Here is a 17,396-nt window from a genome sequence, read left to right as displayed (position 1 = left end):
GCTACGGTGTGAGCCATGACTCCCCCCTCGACGCGCGGCTACGACGACGACCTGCGCCTCGCCCACGTGATCGCCGACCAGGTCGACGCGCACACGATGTCCCGGTTCAAGGCGCTCGACCTGCACGTCGAGTCGAAGCCGGACTCGACGCCCGTGAGCGACGCCGACCGCACCGCGGAGGAGATCATCCGCGGCCAGCTGGGCCGGGCGCGGGGCCGCGACGCGATCGTCGGCGAGGAGTTCGGCGAGACGGGCCACGGCGCGCGGCGCTGGATCGTCGACCCGATCGACGGGACCAAGAACTTCGTGCGCGGCGTCCCCGTCTGGGCGACGCTCATCGCGCTCGCCGACGGCGACGAGGTCGTCGTCGGGCTCGTCTCGGCACCCGCGCTGGGGCGGCGCTGGTGGGCGGCGAAGGGCACCGGCGCGTGGACGGGCAAGTCGCTCGCCGCGGCGACGCGGCTGCAGGTCTCGGGCGTCTCGTCGTGGTCCGACGCGTCCCTCGCCTACTCGTCGCTCTCCGGGTGGGAGGAGCGCGGGAAGCTCGACCCGTTCCTCGGCCTCATGCGCGACGCGTGGCGCACGCGCGGGTACGGCGACTTCTGGTCGTACATGCTCGTCGCCGAGGGCGCTGCCGACGCGGCGGCCGAGCCCGAGCTCGAGCTCTACGACATGGCGGCGCTCGTCCCGATCGTCACCGAGGCCGGCGGCCGCTTCACGTCGCTCGACGGCGCCGACGGCCCGTGGGGCGGCGACGCGGTCGCGACGAACGGCCTCCTGCACGACGAGGTGCTGGGCCGCCTGGGCTGACCACCCCGCCGCGCCGTGCGACGGCGCGGCGCGACCTAGTCAGCCGCGCGGGACGTCCTTGAGCTCCGACCAGTCGTACCAGAGCAGGTCGCGCTCGCCCACGCGGTCGATCGCGGCGTCGAGCGCGGCGTCGGCGTCGGGACCGTCGTCGTCGGCAGCGGCGAGCACCGCCTCGACGTCCGCGACCGCCTCGGGCTCGTCGACGTGCACGCACACGATCGCGACGTCGGTCACGGTCCGCAGGACCTCGACCGCGCTGGGTGCGGGGGCGTCCTCGTCGTCGGAGTCGTCGGCGCCCACGACCTGCACCGCGCCGTCGGGCACCTCGACCGTGACGACGAGCCGCTGGCGCGGCGCGTCCGGGCGCGCCGCGACGAGCGCGAGCGAGTCGTCCGCCGCCTCGAGCGCCGCCGCGTACTCCAGGCCCTCCTCGTCCTCGTCGGGCAGCGCGCGCGTCAGCGCGGCCGTCACGGCGTGGGCGCCCCGCGGGGCGACGGTCCAGCGGGCGGCGTCGGCGGTGACGGTGACGGCGTCGAGCTCGTCGAGCGTCGCGGGGAGGTAGATGCGCATGGGTTCAGTGTGCCGCCTCCAGCACGGCACCGTGCGCCGCACCACGCCCGGACGGCACGGCCTCGCGCACGTCCGCGGCCAGACGCGCGAGCGCGCGCCGGGCCGGGCTCGTCGGTGCCACCTCGACGAGCGTGCGCCCCTCGCGGAGCGCGAGGTCGACGGCGCCGTCCTCGGGGACGACGTGCAGGTCCTCCACCCCTGCGTAGCGCGCCAGCGCGTCGCGCACGGCACGCTCCGGCCGGGGGCCGACCACGCTCGCGCGCACGCGGTTCACCGCGACGAGCCGCGACGCGCCCACGGCCGTGCCCGCCTCGGCGAGCTCGTCGAGCCCGCGGACCAGCCGCTGGAGCCCGACGGGGTCGCCCGCTCCGACGACGACCACGACGTCCGCCGCGGCGAGCGCGCTGAGCGTCGCGTCGTTGCGCTGGGGCGCGCGCGTGTCGTACGTCAGCGGCTCGTCGCGCTCGATGCCGAACCCGCAGTCCACGACCGTCCAGTCCGCGACCGAGCGTGCGACCTCCCACACGGCGTCGAGCGACGCCCCGGGGAGCTCCGGCCAGCGCGCCGCCCGGGTCAGGCCGGTGAGCACCCGCAGGCGCGCCACGACCGAGGGGGCGAGGGCGAGCAGGCCCGCGGCGTCGAGCACGCCCTGGCCCGCGCTGCGGGCGGCCGCCGCCAGTCCGGGCGACTCGTCGAGCAGTCCGAGCCGCTGGGCGACGCTCCCGCCGTAGGTGTCCGCGTCGACGAGCAGGACCTCCGCGTCGGGAGCCGGCGGCACCGTGGCCGGGGCGACCACGTCCGTCCGCCGGCGCCCGCGGCGGTGCGGTGCGCGTCGCGCCGGCGTCGCCCCCGCGAGCTCGGCCGCCAGGTTCGTCGCGACCGTCGTGCGGCCGGGCGCACCGGTCGGGCCCCACACGGCGACGACCCGCCCGGGGCGCCGCTCCGGGACGAGTCCCGCCGAGCCCGTGCCGGCGGGGCGCCCGGGGGTTCCGGGCGCCCCGCCGTCGGTCGACCGCTCGGGCAGGACCGCGCGGACCGCGTCGCGCAGGATGTCGGGTGCGGGGTCCACGTCGACGACGGCGTCGACCCCGAAGGCCCGCAGCCTGCCCTCCTCCCACGTCCCCGGCGGCGCGAGCGCGACGATCCGCACGCCGTGCGCGTGCAGGTCCGCCACGACCTGGCGGTCCAGCGCCGGGAGGTCGCACGAGACCACGGCGACGCGCCCGGCGCCCGCGGCCGCGGCGGCGAGCAGCTCGACGACGTCCGCGCACCTGCGGGTGACCTGGAGCCCGCTCGCGCCGAGGGTCGTGACCACGTCGGCCTCGCGCGCCCCGCGGACCGCGCAGAGGACGGTCACCAGGGTGGTCGCGCCGCTCATCCGGCACCGCCGACCGGGACGAGCGCGATCGTCCCCTCGCCCGCGACCGCGGCCAGCACGGCGGGGAGGTCGTCGACGCCGACGAGGAGGTGGACCGTCACGGGACCGCCCACGACGAGCGACCCGTCGCCCTCGTCGACCTGGGCGACGTCGACACCACCGACGAGCAGCTCCGGCTCCGCGCTCGAGCCCTCGTCGGCGACGTCGTCGTCGGCCACGGGAGCGCTGTCGTCCTGCCCCGGGACGTACCAGACGTCGACCGCCGCACCGGCCACGATCCGCTCGGAGAGCCCGGTCGCCACCGGCACCGCGACGGCGCGCACCGCGAGCTCCGTCGCCGCACCGAGGGCCGAGGCCGGGAGCAGCTCGCCCTCTCCGACGGTCCGCAGCACGACGGTGTCGTCCGGGAGCCCCTCCTCGGCGAGGAGGTAGCGGTCCGTCTGAGACCCGAGGCGCACCTCGACGGTCCGCAGGTCCGACGCCGTCACGGCGGTCCCGGGGGTCAATGCCGACCCGGCCGCGAACACGGCGACCGTTCGGCTCGCCGCGCTCACAGCCCACGAGCCGAGCGCGACCGACAGCGCCACGACGACGATCCCCACGAGGAGCCGTGGGTCCTTCCAGCCCGGTCGTCTCAGTCGCGCGACCGGCGGTGCCGTCGTCACGACCGGTTCGGGTCGTCGCCCCACAGTCGTCGTCATCGATCTCCCCCTCGGTGGTCCGGCACGTCAGCCGTGCCGCGGCTTCATGATCCCTGGTCCGCGTCGTGCGCGCAGAGGCCTGTGGACGAGCACCGGTGCGCGTGGCTCGCGTGCCAGACTGACGCCATGACCCAGCGGTTCCTCACCCTCGCCGACGTCACGGACGAGCTGAACATCTCCGCGGCGCAGGCGTACGCGCTCGTGCGCTCCGGGGAGCTGCCCGCGATCCAGGTGGGCGGCCGGGGTCAGTGGCGCGTCGAGGTGAGCGAGCTCGAGGCCTACATCCAGCGGATGTACGCGCAGACGCGCCAGCGCATCGAGGCCGGCGACTTCGACGGCTGACCGCTCGGCGGCGCGCCGCCGTCGCCCCGTCGGATGCGCCTCCACCCGCCCGGTGGTCCGTCGGTCGTCCTCCGCGAGCTCCCCCTGCCCGGTCGTCACCTCGGCACGTGCCCCGTCTCCGTGTCGCTGACGCACAGGACCGCGGACCAGGGGACGACCCGCGACCCGTGCGCGACTCCCGGCGACACCTCGAGGTCGACGTGGTCCTTGCCCACGCGCGCGACCCAGCCCGGGAAGGTGCCCGCGGGCGTCCGCACCTGGACCGGCCGGCGGTCGCGCATGAGCGCGCGCAGGGCGTGCCCGAGACCCAGCCGGGCCGCTCGCGCCGAGCGCGCGGGCTCCGCGTGCCGGCCCAGGCCGAGAACAGCAGAGATCGCCCCCGTCGGGACGAGGTGCTGACGCCGGGACTCCCCGACGAGCACCCACTCGTCCGCCGCGTCGCGCAGCGCGCCCGTCACGGTCGAGCCGTCGCGCAGCTCGAGCGTGACCGCACCGGGCGCACCCCGGAGCCGCTCGACGAGCGAGATGGTCGCGTGCTCCGCGCGCGTGAGGTCCGCGACCGCGACGGACCGGTCCTGCGACCGGGCCGCGGCGAGCTGGGCCGCGAGGTCGTCGAAGAGGGCGTCCCATCGCACCCGGACACCGTAGCGGTGCCCGGCGCCTCGGGACCCGGGCACGTCCACATCACGAGAAGACCCTCTGGACAGGCCACCCCCAGGCACGCTTAGATCGCCTCGGACACATCAAACAGCATCAAACGACATCAATGACTGTCGCTCGACAGCGACAGGCAGGGGGCACAGATGAAGCGTCGCACCGCCGTACCCGGACGAGCCGGGGGGCTCGCCGTCCTCCTCGTCCTGCTCGTCACCATGAGCGCCGCCGTCACGGTGCTCGCGCTGCGCGGCATCCAGGTCGCCACGTCCCTGACCACCGGTCGCGCGGAGCCCTACCTCGAGCTCCTCGCCCTCGCCGTGGGGGCGTCGACCGCGGCGTGGGTCGGCGGCAGCGCCCTGCTGGGTCTCGCGTGCGTCGCCGCGCGCTCGCTGGGGCGGTCCTGGGGTGCCGGCGAGCGCCTCGTCGTTCGGGCGGCCCCGGCCGTGGTCCGCCGGGCCGCCCGGGTCGGGGTCGGGCTCACGGTCGGTGCGGGCCTCGTCCTCGGCGCGGGCACCGCGCACGCCGCACCGGCGCCGGACGCGGAACCTGTCGTGGCCGTCGATCTCGGGTGGCAGAGCTCGGCCCTCACGCCGGACGACGCCCCGGGAGCCGACCACGCGCCGGCCCCGGCCACGACCGGCGCCCCGGCCGACGGCACGGCCACCGCCCCGACGCCGCCCCGGACGCACGAGGAAGCTCCGGCGACCCCTGCCCCGGGGGACGACACCGCCACCTCGCCATCCCCAGGGGCCACCTCCGAGGCGCCCCCCGCGCAGGCACCTGCCCACGTGCCCACCGCCGCGTCCGCTGCACCCGCTGCACCCGCTGCACCCGCTGCACCCGCTGCACCGTCCCCGACCTCGGCGGACGACGCCGGGCGGACCGGCCTCGGCTCGGCGTCCGCGTCGGGCGACGTCGCCCTGTCGGTAGAGCCGACCGCGTCGCGCGACGCGGCGTTGTCGGTCTCCCGCGCTGCCGTCGACGACACCGACGGCGTGCCCCGCGAGGTCGTCGTCCTGCGCGGGGACTCGCTGTGGTCCATCGCGGCGCGGCAACTGCCCCCGGGCTCTGCCGACGCCGACGTGGCCACGGCGGTGCAGCGCTGGTACGTGGCGAACGCCGACGTCGTCGGCGACGACCCGGACCTCATCCGTCCCGGCCAGGTGCTCGCCGCACCGTCCGCCTGACGGCCATCCGCTCGACGAAGGAGCCCGACCATGACCGCTCCCCTGCTGACCGACGTCCCGCTGCAGGACGACGTCGACGCCCGGACCACGACCGACCGTTCCCCGCGCCACCGGGAGCCGAGCTCGACGCGCACCCGTCCCGTGCGCGCCACGAGCGTCCCGGCCGACGCACGGGCACGTCTCCTGCGCTGCGTCGGCGAGCGGGCCGCACCCGCCGTCGACCTGACCGACCCGGGCGCGACCGTGCCGCGGCACGTCGTCCGCGGCCGCCCTCTCGCGCCGCCGACCTCCCCGGTCCCGCTGCCCGACCCGACCGCGCTGTGCTGCGCCGTCGTGCGTGCCGCCGTCGAGGTGCTCCGCGGCGAGCGCACCGTGAGCCAGCTCGCCCGCTGGGTCTCTCCCGAGATCTACGAGACCCTCGCCCGGCGTGCGCGCATCGTCGCCGACGGACCGCGGGAGACCACGACCCGGCCGGCCGCCGTCCTGCGTGCCCGGGTACTGAGGATCGGCGAGGGCGTCGCGGAGGGGACGGTCGTCGTCGAGGACGGCGACCGCGTGCGGGCCGCGGCGGCACGCCTCGAGGCACGCCGCGGCGCGTGGCGCGTCGTGGCGCTCGAGATCGGGTGACCGCCCGGCCCGGGCTGCGTCCGGACGACGACGGCGGGGCTCCCCGCTCAGGGAGCCCCGCCGTCGTCGTCCCGTCACGGCCTGGGCCGGACGGGGTGAGGATCACTCCTCGTTCTGACCGTGGCAGACCTTGTACTTCTTGCCGGAGCCGCACGGGCACTGCGCGTTGCGCGGCGTGCCGGGGAACGTCCGGCCGTCGCTCTCGACCGCGCTCGCCTCGCCGTGCAGGGCGCGGCGCGACCGACGGCTCGCGTCGCCCGAGACGACGGCCTGACCCGTCCCGTCCTCGCTCGGAGCGCTGTAGGACAGCGGGACCTGCCGGTCCGGACCGTCGAGCCCCTTTGCGATGAGCGTGCCCGGGCGATCGCCGGCAGGGCCGCCGAACGCCGCGGGGGCGGTCACGGGCTCCGGCTCGGCCGGGGCGTCCTCGACGGGCGCGTCCTGCACCGGGGCGTCCTCGGTCGTCGAGTCCTCGACCGGGGCGGCGGCCGCCGCGGCCTGCTGGGCAGCTGCCGCGAGCCCCGCGGCAGCGCCTGCCGACGCCGCACCCGCGGCGCCGCCGAGCGCCTGGCCCGCAGCGGACTGGGCGGCCTGCGCCGCCGCCGCCGCGGAGAGCGCCGGGGACTGGGCGGGGTCGGCCGCACCGGGCTCCGCGACCTTGACCTCGAGGTTGAAGAGGTAGCCGACCGTCTCCTCCTTGATGGCCTCCGTCATGGCCTGGAAGAGCTGGAAGCCCTCGCGCTGGTACTCGACCAGCGGGTCGCGCTGGGCCATCGCGCGCAGGCCGATGCCCTCCTTGAGGTAGTCCATCTCGTAGAGGTGCTCGCGCCACTTGCGGTCCAGGACCGAGAGCGTCACGCGCCGCTCGAGCTGGCGCATGTTCGCCGCACCGAGCTGCTCCTCGCGGTTCTGGTAGGCGATGCGCGCGTCGGACAGGATCTCCTCGAGCAGCATCTCGCTCGTCACGCGCGTCTCGCCGCCGGCCTGCTCGACGACCTCGTCCACCGTGATCGAGATCGGGAAGACGGCCTTGAGCGCGGTCCACAGCCCCTCGAGGTCCCAGTGCTCCGGGTTGCCCTCGGCGGTGGCGCCCTCGACGTACGCGGTGACGACGTCGGTGAGGAAGTGCTGCACCTGCTCCTGCAGGTCCTCGCCCTCGAGCACGCGGCGACGCTCGTCGTAGATGACGGTGCGCTGGCGCGACAGGACGTCGTCGTACTTGAGGACGTTCTTGCGGATCTCGAAGTTGCGCGACTCCACCTGGCCCTGCGCGCTCGCGATGCCGCGCGTGACCATCTTCGACTCGAGCGGCACGTCGTCGGGGAACCCGGCGCGGTTCATCATCGACTCGGCGAGGGTCGAGTTGAACAGGCGCATGAGGTCGTCCTGCATCGACAGGTAGAACCGGGACTCGCCCGGGTCGCCCTGACGACCGGAACGACCGCGGAGCTGGTTGTCGATGCGCCGCGACTCGTGACGCTCCGTGCCGAGCACGTAGAGGCCGCCGAGATCCTTGACCTCGTCGTGCTCCGCCGCGACCGCGGCCTTCGCCTTCTCGAGCGCGTCGGGCCAGGCGGCCTCGTACTCCTCCGGGTGCTCCGCGGCGTCGAGCCCGCGTGCCGCGAGGTCGGCCACCGCCATGAACTCGGCGTTGCCGCCCAGCATGATGTCGGTACCGCGGCCGGCCATGTTCGTCGCGACCGTGACGGCACCCTTGCGGCCCGCGAGCGCGACGATCGACGCCTCGCGCTCGTGCTGCTTCGCGTTGAGGACCTCGTGGGGCACGCCCTGCTTCTTCAGCTTGGACGACAGCAGCTCGGACTTCTCGACGCTCGTCGTGCCGACGAGCACCGGCTGGCCCTGCGCGTGGCGCTCGACGATGTCCGCGACGACCGCGTCGAACTTGCCCTCCTCGTTCTTGTACACGAGGTCCGCCTGGTCGACGCGCTGCATCGTCCGGTTCGTCGGGATCGGCACGACGCCGAGCTTGTACGTGCCCTGGAACTCGGCCGCCTCGGTGTCGGCGGTACCGGTCATGCCCGAGAGCTTGGAGTACAGGCGGAAGTAGTTCTGGAGCGTGATCGTGGCGAGGGTCTGGTTCTCCGCCTTGATCTGGACGCCCTCCTTCGCCTCGATGGCCTGGTGCATGCCCTCGTTGTACCGGCGGCCCGGCAGGATGCGCCCCGTGTGCTCGTCGACGATCATGACCTCGCCGTTGAGCACGACGTAGTCCTTGTCGCGCTTGAAGAGCTCCTTCGCCTTGATGGCGTTGTTGAGGAACCCGATGAGCGGGGTGTTGAGCGACTCGTAGAGGTTGTCGATGCCGAGGTAGTCCTCGACCTTCTCGATGCCCGGCTCGAGCACGCCGACCGTGCGCTTCTTCTCGTCGACCTCGTAGTCGGACCCCTGGCTCAGTCGCCGCACGACCTTCGCGAACTCGCCGAACCAGCGGTTCGTGTCGCCCGACGCGGGACCCGAGATGATGAGCGGCGTCCGCGCCTCGTCGATGAGGATCGAGTCGACCTCGTCGACGATCGCGAAGTGGTGGCCGCGCTGCACGAGGTCGTCCGTGGACCACGCCATGTTGTCGCGCAGGTAGTCGAAGCCGAACTCGTTGTTCGTGCCGTACGTGATGTCGGCGGCGTACTCCTGGCGGCGCTGCGCGGGCGTCTGGCCGGACAGGATGACGCCGGTCGTCAGGCCCAGGAAGCGGTAGACGCGGCCCATGAGCTCGCTCTGGTACTTCGCCAGGTAGTCGTTGACCGTGACGACGTGCACGCCCTTGCCCTCGAGCGCGTTGAGGTACGCGGCCGTCGTCGCGACGAGGGTCTTGCCCTCACCGGTCTTCATCTCGGCGATGTTGCCGAGGTGCAGCGCGGCACCGCCCATGAGCTGGACGTCGAAGTGGCGCTGGCCGAGCGTGCGGCGCGACGCCTCGCGCACCGCGGCGAACGCCTCGGGGAGGAGGTCGTCGAGGGTCTCGCCCGCCTCGAGGCGCGCCTTGAAGCGGTCGGTCTCCTCGCGCAGCTCCTCGTCGGTGAGATCCTCGAAGCCCGGCTCGAGCTTGTTGACCTGGTCGGCGATGCCGGACAGCTTCTTGAGGATCCGGCCCTCGCCGATGCGAAGGACCTTGTCGAGGATCGAAGGCACGCAGGACTCCCGTATCGATCGGTGCCCGGGCCGGCTGGTCCGGGAGCAGCGCCGACGCTCTCCCGCACGGGCGCGCACGGCAGCGGACGTCGGCAACGTCACACAACATCGTAGGCGAGTCGGAGCGACGTCGGACCCGCCCGGGTTTCGCCGACGACGAACCTCGCCGACGAGACCCGCGCGCCAGGGTACGACGACCGCGCCCCGTCTGTCGGCCCCGCCCACCGGCGGCGACGGGCGTCCCGTCAGGCGACAGCCACCTCGGCCGCCAGTGCCGGGGCCAGGTCGCCCGAGGGTGCCACCTCGACCTCGGGCACGCCCAGCCACCCCCCGAGCACCCGGAGCTCCGCCGCGAGCCGCGCCGCCGTCTGCTCCCCCGCCGCCTGCTCGCGGTGCGCCGACAGGGCGCGCAGGACACCCGCGCGCCGGTCCGCCTTGAGGTCGACGCGCGCCGTGAGGTCCTCGCCCTCGAGGAACGGCAGGACGTAGTAGCCGTGCACCCGCTTCGCTGCCGGCACGTAGATCTCGATCCGGTAGTGCACGTCGAACAGCCGCTCCAGCCGCGTGCGCTCGAACACGAGCGGGTCGAACGGGTTCAGCAGCGTCGTCGCGGTCGCCCGGCGAGGGAGCGTCGCGTCGGCGTGCAGGTAGGTGGGCTCGTCCCAGCCCCGCACCGTCACCGGCCGCAGCGTCCCCGCCTCGACGAGCTCGTCGAGCGCCGTGCGCACCGCCGGGCCCTTGAGCCGGAAGTAGTCCTTGAAGCAGCGCAGCGTGCCGACGCCGTGCGCCCGCGCGCCGATCTCCAGGAGAGCCCGGACGGCGTCGGCGTCCGCGACGGGCGGGGCCGCCACCACCTCGGGCGGGAGCACGCGCTCCGTCAGGTCGTAGCAGCGCTCGAACGCCCCGTTGCGACGCGCCGACGTGATCTCGCCCGTGAAGAAGAGGAACTCGAGCGCCTGCTTGGCGACGGTCCAGTTCCAGCCCCACTGCGACCGGTCCCTGGGGTGCGCACGCCCCTCCGCCTCGAGGATCTCGTGCACCTCGCTCGCCGTGATCGGCCCGCGCTCGGTGACCAGGCGCCGCACGTCCTCCACGGCGTCGCTGTGGCTCATCTCGACCGCGCTGATCGTGCCCCACGCCTCCGTCCGGTACCGGCGGCGTCGCCACTCGAGCAGCGGCCACGTGCTCGGCGGGACGTACGACGCGACGTGCGCCCACGTCTCCACCAGCCGGCGCGGGGCGCGTCCCGCCGCGCGGTCCAGCAGCGCCGTGTCGTACGGGCCGAGGCGCGCGTACAGCGGCATGAGGTGCGCCCGCGCGAGCACGTTCACCGAGTCGATCTGCAGCAGCCCGAGCCGGTCGATCACGCCCTGGACCTGCCGCATCGTCGGCGTGCGCCGACCGGGCGTGCCGCCGGTCCCGACGTCCGGGCGCGGGCGGTGCAGCCCTTGCGCGGCGAGAGCGACACGGCGCGCCTGGGACAGGGACATCGACTCGGACCTCGACGGGGTGGCGACCACCCCCCGATCCTGCCCGACCCCACCCACACGCGACCGAGGCACGACCCCGCTCCGCCGAGGTAGAACCCTGGTTGCCCGAGGTAGAACTCTGGTTGCCCGAGGTAGAGCCCTGGTCACCGTGCCCGACGGCGTGTGGCTCGCTCGGGTGGTCGCGCTGGGTGGTGGTGCCGGACCTGCCTCGCTGCACCGAGCCGCTCGTACGGTCCGACGTACACATGAACCACGGTTCTACCCCGGCCAACCACGGTTCTACCTCGGTGGGCTGCGGTGCTGCCTCGGCGGGGCGGCACCAGACCCGGTCGGGCAGCGCGACGCGCCCGGACCCGTCGAGGGTCCGGGCGCGTCGGGTGAGGTCAGGCGGTCTTCTCGACCGAGGGCGTGGCGCAGTCGCAGGACGTGTCGAGCGCGACGACCCCGTACGTCCACCCGCGGCGCCGGTAGGCGACGGACGGGCGCGACGTCTCGACGTCGACGAAGAGGAAGAAGTCGTGACCGACCATCTCCATCTCGTACAGAGCGTCGTCCACGGTCATGGGCTCGGCGGTGTGCAGCTTCTGCCGGATGACGACGGGCGAGTCACCGAGGGTCGTCTCGACGGCCTCCCCCGGCTCGGTCGGCGCGGTCGGCGTCGGCGGCGGGGGTGCGTCGTGCGTGGACGGGTCGTAGGGACGCACGTCGACGGGCGGCACGACGGTGTGGTTGCGGTGGTCCTTGCGACGGTCGCGGGCGCGACGCAGGCGCTCGGCGAGCTTGTCCATCGCGAGGTCGAGCGCGCCGAACCGGTCGTCGGCCGCTGCCTCGGCGCGGACGACGGGGCCCTTGGCCCGCACGGTGAGCTCGACGCGTTCGCGGACCCCGGAGAGCCTCGGGTTGTTCTCGTGGGTGACCTCGACGTCCACGCGCTGCGCCGTGGGCGCGAGCTGCTGGACCTTGGCGAGCTTGTCCTCCACGTGTCGGCGGAAGCGGTCTGCCACTTCCGTGTGCCTGCCGACGACGACGATCTCCATGTGAGCCTCCGCGAGGATCTGGTGCGGCGCCCGGCTGGTTGCGTCCGAGCGCCTCGTTCGGATTCGGTAGGTGCACCCGTTGCGGGTGCGGTGGGCTACCACCTCCTTGCGGCGCAGGGCCGCGCGCTCGGTACGCTCGCGCGGCGCCGGACGTGCTCCGCACGACCGTCGTCCGCGGCGACTGGCCCTCAGACTAACCCGCGGGCGAGGGTGTCGGCAGCACCAACGGGAGGTGAACCGGAGGACCTTCGACCCGGCTGCCACGGAGCGCCCCGCGACGGCCCGACGACGGGCTCCCGACGCTCCGCCGGGGCGGGGGTCGCGGCGAGCACGAGGGCTCCGAGAACGGGCAGGCCCGCGTCCGCGAGCGCCGTCTCGCACGCCGCGAGGGTCGCGCCCGTGGTGACGACGTCGTCGACGAGGAGGCACGCGACGCGGTCCCGCCGGGCGTCCTCGGCGCGGCGGCGCGCCGCGGGACCGGTGGCGAGCCCGACCGTGCCGAGGCGAGCCCCGCGCGCCCGCGCGCCGAGGCCGACCTGGTCGCGCGGGTGGCCCCGCTGCCCGAGGAGGGGCGCGGTCCGGGCGGCGACCCCCGTCGCGACGAGCCCGGACGCGACGGACCGGGCGAGGACGGCGACCGGGTCCCGCCCCCGCGCCCGTCGGGCCGCGGCCGAGGTCGGCGCGGGCACGACCAGCACGGCGGCCCGGGGCGGGAGGGGTGCGGGCGAACCCGCGAGGAGGAGTCGGCCCACCGCCGCGCCGGCACGCGACGCGGCGCCCCCCAGCGGCCGGTCGAGGTCCGCGCGGCCACGGTCCTTCCACGCGACGACGACGCCGCGCACCGGCCCGGCGTAGTCCGCCGGCGCCCAGACGGGCAGGGGCGGTACGCCGTCGAGGCGGTCGAGGCGCGGCACGCCCCGCTCGCGGCGACGGGGCGGGGCGACGAGCGGGGCGACGCACGCACGGCACCACCGGACGTCGGGCAGCCCGCAGCCCGGGCAGGCCACGGGGAGCACGAGGCGGGTCACGTCGTCGAGGGCCTGGCGGAGCACCGGACGAGCGTGCACCAGCCGCGTCCCGCTGGCGCCGGGGACCGGCCGGCCTGTGGACGACCCCGGCCCTGCACCACGGCGACGTCACCTGTGGTCGACCGCGGATCGTGCCGTCGTCCCGGACGACGTCAGCCGGGGTAGGTGGGCAGGCGCACCTCGGTCGCGACACGCGTCCAGAGCGTCGAGGTGCCCGCCGCGTAGAGGCTGCTGTCGCTCGTCCCGACGAGCATCGTGCCGACACCGGTCGCGGAAGCGAGCGAGACGGCGTCCTCGACCGGTGATGCGGCGACCGTCGGCCCTCCGACGGGCACCCGCTGGACGACGGGCTCGGCCTGCCCGGCGGCACGGCCCAGCACGCCGAGGAGGACGCGGTCCACCCACGTGACCTGGGTGGCCGTGAGGACGGGCTGACCGACCCTGATCGGGTCCGAGAGCTGGGTCGGTCGCCCGGCCTCGTCCCGCACGATCCCGGCGACGTGGATCTGCGCGCCGCTCCCCGCGTCGCTCACGACGGCGATGCGCGCGCCGTCCGGCGCGACACGCACCGACATGATCGTGCGCCCGTCGAGCCAGGGCACCGCGACCTCGGAGACGGCGGTGTCCGACCCCCCTTCCCGGAGGTCGACCACCTGCAGCGAGCCGGGCTGGACCTGGGGGCCGCTCCACAGGAACTGGAAGCGGTCGATCGAGGGCGCGAGGAGGTTCGCCCCCGTGAGCAGCGTCGTCGGGCCCGCGTCGGCCGTGGGAGCCGTGACGATCCGGATCGCGCCGTCCCGCACGACGTACGACGCGTCGGACGACCTCCCCCGGAAGGCGAGCGCCGTGGGCTGCAGGCCCGCGAGCGGGGCGGCCGACCCGACGGGCTGCGTCGTCCGGCCCTCGAGGCTCATGATCTGGTCACCCGCGAGCACCACGGGATCGTCGGGTGTCGTCGCGACGCCGATCGCCGGGACGTCGTCGGCCGAGAGCGTCGTCCCGCCCACGCCGATCGTGATCTCGACGCGCCCACCGAGCGCCGCCTGGAGCTGCGCGAGAAGCAGCGCCCGGTCGGCGGAGGACGCCGCCGTGACCGCGTCGTTGAGGGGGACGGCGACCGTGCCCTCGTCGGAGGGCGTGACGGAGTCGATGCTCAGCGCGGTGCCCTCGGGGACGACCGTGCCGACCGATCCGGCGAGCCACTCCGACGGGCCGCGCACCGTCTCGCGCACGGCGAGCGTCTGCCAGTTGCGGCTGGGGAACCAGCGCGCGTCGGGCACGAGGTACGTGCGGTCGAGCGTCGGGAAGTAGAGGTTGACCTGCTTGAAGGTCCGCGCGAAGTTGGTCGCGGTGATCGACAGCCCGTCCTCGACGGTCGCGATGCGCCACTGCCCGTCGGCGTCGCGCACGAGGCCGTAGGAGATCTCGACCGTCCGGCCCGGCACCTCCTCGGTGTACACGCCGCGCTCGTCGACCGTCCCGACGACGTCCGCCGTCGCGCGCACCGTCGTCGTGCCCTCCTCGAGGGTCGCCTCGTCGACCTCGAGCTGCGGCACGTCCTCGAGGACGGCCACCTGGGCGAGCGGCGACCAGGCCTGCGCGTCGTCCGTCAGGAACTCGGAGGCGACGTCGAACGAGCTGCGCGCGCCCTGGGCCTGGGCCGTGAGGAAGCCCCGCACGATCTGGTCCGGCGACGCGTCACGGATCGGGGACGCGGCGCTGACGAAGGGCTGGCCGGGGTCCTCGGGCGTCGCCTGACCCTCGGTGACGGGCCCGGACGTGGGGATCGACGCGCACGCCCCGAGCGCGACGACGAGCGCCGTCGCGAGCCCGGCCGCGAGCGCACGCCCGGCTCTGCGCAGCGGGACTCCGGTCGTGGTCATCGCGCCTCCTGCACGTCGTCGGTGGCCACGGACCCCGCACCCGTGCCCGTGGGCGGCTCCGCGCCCCGTCCCGGGTGCTGCGCGTGCTCGGTCGGGAGGACGACGGGGATGCCGCCCGTGACGGACGGCAGGTCGGCGGGCCCCGCCGTCCCCTCGACGTCCTCGACGACCGGTGTGCCGTCGCTCCACTCCGCCGGGAGCCCGCGCCCCGCGGCCGCCTCGGACACGAGCGGCAACGGGGACGACTGGAGACGGATGCCGGCGCGGCGCGGGAGGGTGAGCCGGAAGCTCGCGCCGCGCCCGGGACGTCCCCACGCCTCGAGCCAGCCGCCGTGCAGGTGCGCGTCCTCGAGGGAGATCGCGAGGCCGAGTCCCGTGCCCCCCGTCGTGCGCGCACGCGCGGGGTCGGCGCGCCAGAACCGGTCGAACACGTGCTGGACCTCGCCGGCGGTCATGCCGACGCCGTGGTCGCGCACCGCGACCGCGACCGCGTGCCCGTCTCCCTCGACCGTGATCTCCACCGGACGCTCCTCGGCGTGCTCGATCGCGTTGACGACGAGGTTGCGCACGATGCGCTCGACGCGCCGAGGGTCGATGTCGGCGGTCACGGCCTCGTCGCCGAGGTGCACCGAGAGCCAGACCCCCTTGCGCTCGGCGAGCGGGGCGGCGTGGTCGACGGCGGCGTTGACGACGTCGCGCAGGTCGCGCCGTTCCGCGTCGAGGACCGCCGCGTTGGCGTCGAACCGGCTGATCTCCAGCAGGTCGGCGAGGAGGTCCTCGAACCGGTCGAGCTGGGTCTGCAACAGCTCGGTCGACCGCTTCGAGACCGGGTCGAAGTCCTCGCGGGAGGAGTGCAGCACCTCCGACGCCATGCGGATCGTCGTGAGCGGCGTGCGCAGCTCGTGCGAGACGTCGGAGACGAACCGGCGCTGGAGCATGGACAGCTCCTCCATGCGGCCGATCTGGTCCTGCAGGCTCCGCGCCATCTCGTTGAACGAGTGCGCGAGCGACGCCATCTCGTCGTGCCCCTTGACGGGGAGCCGCTCGTCGAGGCGTCCGTCGGCGAGACGCTCCGCGACGTCCGCCGCCTGCCGCACCGGCAGCACCGCCTGCCGCGTGACGAGCGCGGTGATGCCGACGAGCAGCGCGAGCAGCACGAGCGCGCCCACGAGCAGGACCGACTGCAGGAAGCGCAGCGTCTCCTGGTCGGCCTCGAGGTCGTAGAGGTAGTAGAGCTCGTACGTCCCGGCGACGGGCACCTCGACCGTCGAGCCGACGACGATGCCCGGCACCACCCCGGAGCTCCCCGGGCGGGCCGGGTCGACCGGGATCGCGACCGACTGGAGGTACTGCTCGCCGTCGGCGGCGACGGTCGCCTCGCGCATCTCGGGAGAGACGAGGTCGGCGAGCTGCGGGTTCGTCGACTGGTCGAGGAAGCCCACCGTGCTCGACCCCCCGGCCTGCCAGAGGAAGACGTCGCGCGACGACCCGGTGGACTGCAGCATGGAGAAGAGGTCGAACAGCAGCGACTGCGCCTCGGTCGCGGTAGACGCGGGCGACGCGTCGAGCGTGCTGCGCGCCTGCTGCGTCGACTGCGCGCTCTCCAGGTCGACCTCGGCCGCGCGCCGCTCGTACAGCCCGTCGCGCATCGCGTCCGTCAGGTAGGCGCCGAGAGCGCCGACGGTGAGCACGCCCACGACGAGCGCCGAGGTGACGACGCGGAGCTGCATCGAGGAGCGCCACCGCCAGACGACGCGGCGGGCGGCGGCGCGCACGCGGCGCCGGGACCGGCGCCAGAACCCCTGCCGGCGCCGGTCGGTGGTGCCGGCCGTCGTGCTCACGTGCGGGTCGCGCCCGCCTTGTACCCGACGCCGCGCACGGTCAGCACGATCTCCGGGTTCTCGGGGTCGTGCTCGATCTTCGAGCGGAGGCGCTGCACGTGGACGTTGACGAGGCGTGTGTCCGCGGCGTGCCGGTAGCCCCACACCTTCTCGAGCAGGACCTCGCGCGTGAAGACCTGCCACGGCTTGCGCGCGAGCGCCACGAGCAGGTCGAACTCGAGCGGCGTGAGCGCGACCTGGTCGCCCCCGCGCGAGACGCGGTGCCCGGTCACGTCGATCTCGACGTCGCCGATCGACAGGTGCTCCGGTGCCGGCTCCTCCGTGCGGCGCAGGCGCGCGCGGATGCGGGCGACGAGCTCCTTGGGCTTGAAGGGCTTGGAGATGTAGTCGTCCGCGCCGGACTCGAGCCCGAGCACGACGTCCACCGTGTCGCTCTTCGCGGTGAGCATGATGATCGGCACGCCCGACTCCGCGCGGATGAGGCGGCACACCTCGGTGCCGTCCTTGCCCGGGAGCATGAGGTCGAGCAGCACCAGGTCCGGCTGGGTGCTGCGGAACGTCTCGAGCGCGAGGTCGCCGTCGGCGCAGAAGACGGGTTCGAAGCCCTCGGAGCGCAGGACGATGCCGATCATCTCGGCCAGGGCGGTGTCGTCGTCGACCACGAGCACACGAACCTTCATGCGGACATCTTGCCA

15 protein-coding genes are annotated in these 17,396 nt (G+C 74.7%); 4 read left to right on the top strand and 11 right to left on the bottom strand.

From position 1 onward, the window contains the following. Positions 1-15 precede the first annotated feature (15 nt). Positions 16-810 carry a histidinol-phosphatase gene (gene hisN, locus FIC82_RS07990; protein WP_154798198.1) on the top strand — a complete coding sequence of 265 codons (795 nt, stop codon included), beginning with the start codon at positions 16-18 and terminating at the stop codon, positions 808-810. A gap of 39 nt (positions 811-849) precedes the next feature. Here the strand turns inward: hisN and FIC82_RS07985 are convergent, their stop codons facing one another. The 3 genes from FIC82_RS07985 to FIC82_RS07975 are packed head-to-tail and all read right to left on the bottom strand — an operon-like array spanning position 850 to position 3,459. Further along, entirely contained in the window at positions 850-1,380 is a 531-nt protein-coding gene (locus FIC82_RS07985) for a DUF6912 family protein (RefSeq protein ID WP_154798197.1), read from the bottom strand. A 4-nt stretch (positions 1,381-1,384) separates the two neighbouring features. Beyond that, a complete protein-coding gene (locus FIC82_RS07980; RefSeq protein ID WP_154798196.1) occupies positions 1,385-2,758 on the bottom strand; it encodes a CpaE/TadZ family protein in 1,374 nt (457 codons plus the stop codon). Then, complete coding sequence (locus FIC82_RS07975; protein WP_154798195.1) at positions 2,755-3,459, bottom strand: hypothetical protein; 705 nt, start codon at positions 3,457-3,459, stop codon at positions 2,755-2,757. Before FIC82_RS07975 ends, FIC82_RS07980 begins: the two co-directional genes overlap by 4 nt. Positions 3,460-3,585: 126 nt before the next feature. Between FIC82_RS07975 and FIC82_RS07970 the strand changes: the two genes are divergently transcribed. Beyond that, positions 3,586-3,801: a helix-turn-helix domain-containing protein gene (locus FIC82_RS07970; RefSeq protein ID WP_154798194.1), complete on the top strand. Its 216-nt coding sequence runs from the start codon at positions 3,586-3,588 to the stop codon at positions 3,799-3,801. A gap of 95 nt (positions 3,802-3,896) precedes the next feature. Here FIC82_RS07970 and FIC82_RS07965 read toward each other — a convergent pair whose 3' ends face one another. Then, positions 3,897-4,436, bottom strand: a complete 540-nt coding sequence (locus tag FIC82_RS07965) for a hypothetical protein (RefSeq protein WP_253691599.1) — start codon at positions 4,434-4,436, stop codon at positions 3,897-3,899. Positions 4,437-4,604: 168 nt separating this feature from the next. Here FIC82_RS07965 and FIC82_RS20835 point away from each other — a divergent pair, with 168 nt between their 5' ends. Both FIC82_RS20835 and FIC82_RS07955 read left to right on the top strand, forming a co-directional pair. Next, entirely contained in the window at positions 4,605-5,645 is a 1,041-nt protein-coding gene (locus FIC82_RS20835) for a LysM peptidoglycan-binding domain-containing protein (RefSeq protein ID WP_154798193.1), read from the top strand. 30 nt (positions 5,646-5,675) lie between these two features. After that, the gene (locus FIC82_RS07955) at positions 5,676-6,272 is read left to right on the top strand and encodes an Rv3235 family protein (protein ID WP_154798192.1); all 597 of its coding nucleotides are present in this window, start codon (positions 5,676-5,678) and stop codon (positions 6,270-6,272) included. Positions 6,273-6,374: 102 nt separating this feature from the next. Here the strand turns inward: FIC82_RS07955 and secA are convergent, their stop codons facing one another. The 7 genes from secA to mtrA all read right to left on the bottom strand — a co-directional run bounded on the left by secA (position 6,375) and on the right by mtrA (position 17,381). Next, positions 6,375-9,422: a preprotein translocase subunit SecA gene (gene secA / locus FIC82_RS07950; protein WP_168731618.1), complete on the bottom strand. Its 3,048-nt coding sequence runs from the start codon at positions 9,420-9,422 to the stop codon at positions 6,375-6,377. A 245-nt stretch (positions 9,423-9,667) separates the two neighbouring features. Beyond that, positions 9,668-10,912, bottom strand: coding sequence for a winged helix-turn-helix domain-containing protein (locus FIC82_RS07945; RefSeq protein WP_154798191.1), 1,245 nt, complete (start codon positions 10,910-10,912; stop codon positions 9,668-9,670). Between the two features lie 383 nt (positions 10,913-11,295). Further along, complete coding sequence (gene hpf / locus FIC82_RS07940; RefSeq protein WP_154798190.1) at positions 11,296-11,949, bottom strand: ribosome hibernation-promoting factor, HPF/YfiA family; 654 nt, start codon at positions 11,947-11,949, stop codon at positions 11,296-11,298. 188 nt (positions 11,950-12,137) lie between these two features. After that, entirely contained in the window at positions 12,138-13,001 is an 864-nt protein-coding gene (locus FIC82_RS07935) for a ComF family protein (protein ID WP_216610003.1), read from the bottom strand. 128 nt (positions 13,002-13,129) lie between these two features. Then, positions 13,130-14,860, bottom strand: a complete 1,731-nt coding sequence (locus FIC82_RS07930; protein ID WP_154798189.1) for an LpqB family beta-propeller domain-containing protein — start codon at positions 14,858-14,860, stop codon at positions 13,130-13,132. Continuing rightward, a complete protein-coding gene (gene mtrB, locus FIC82_RS07925; RefSeq protein ID WP_336240406.1) occupies positions 14,857-16,701 on the bottom strand; it encodes an MtrAB system histidine kinase MtrB in 1,845 nt (614 codons plus the stop codon). The genes FIC82_RS07930 and mtrB overlap by 4 nt, the downstream gene beginning before the upstream one ends. Further along, on the bottom strand, positions 16,698-17,381 hold the full coding sequence (mtrA, locus tag FIC82_RS07920) for an MtrAB system response regulator MtrA (protein WP_154798188.1): 684 nt from the start codon (positions 17,379-17,381) through the stop codon (positions 16,698-16,700). The genes mtrB and mtrA overlap by 4 nt, the downstream gene beginning before the upstream one ends. Positions 17,382-17,396 lie beyond the last annotated feature (15 nt).

It is taken from the genome of Cellulosimicrobium protaetiae, assembly GCF_009708005.2.
Taxonomy (GTDB): Bacteria; Actinomycetota; Actinomycetes; order Actinomycetales; family Cellulomonadaceae; genus Cellulosimicrobium; species Cellulosimicrobium protaetiae.
This window is presented reverse-complemented; position numbering and strand designations above follow the sequence as displayed.

Bases quoted from the DNA above. Each gene is read 5' to 3' on its own strand.
- FIC82_RS07985 (WP_154798197.1), bottom strand. From the start codon at position 1,380: ATGCGCATCTACCTCCCCGCGACGCTCGACGAGCTCGACGCCGTCACC.
- FIC82_RS07955 (WP_154798192.1), top strand. From the start codon at position 5,676: ATGACCGCTCCCCTGCTGACCGACGTCCCGCTGCAGGACGACGTCGAC.
- FIC82_RS07975 (WP_154798195.1), bottom strand. From the start codon at position 3,459: ATGACGACGACTGTGGGGCGACGACCCGAACCGGTCGTGACGACGGCA.
- FIC82_RS07970 (WP_154798194.1), top strand. From the start codon at position 3,586: ATGACCCAGCGGTTCCTCACCCTCGCCGACGTCACGGACGAGCTGAAC.
- hisN (WP_154798198.1), top strand. From the start codon at position 16: ATGACTCCCCCCTCGACGCGCGGCTACGACGACGACCTGCGCCTCGCC.
- FIC82_RS07930 (WP_154798189.1), bottom strand. From the start codon at position 14,860: ATGACCACGACCGGAGTCCCGCTGCGCAGAGCCGGGCGTGCGCTCGCG.
- FIC82_RS07980 (WP_154798196.1), bottom strand. From the start codon at position 2,758: ATGAGCGGCGCGACCACCCTGGTGACCGTCCTCTGCGCGGTCCGCGGG.
- FIC82_RS20835 (WP_154798193.1), top strand. From the start codon at position 4,605: ATGAAGCGTCGCACCGCCGTACCCGGACGAGCCGGGGGGCTCGCCGTC.
- hpf (WP_154798190.1), bottom strand. From the start codon at position 11,949: ATGGAGATCGTCGTCGTCGGCAGGCACACGGAAGTGGCAGACCGCTTC.
- FIC82_RS07945 (WP_154798191.1), bottom strand. From the start codon at position 10,912: ATGTCCCTGTCCCAGGCGCGCCGTGTCGCTCTCGCCGCGCAAGGGCTG.
- mtrA (WP_154798188.1), bottom strand. From the start codon at position 17,381: ATGAAGGTTCGTGTGCTCGTGGTCGACGACGACACCGCCCTGGCCGAG.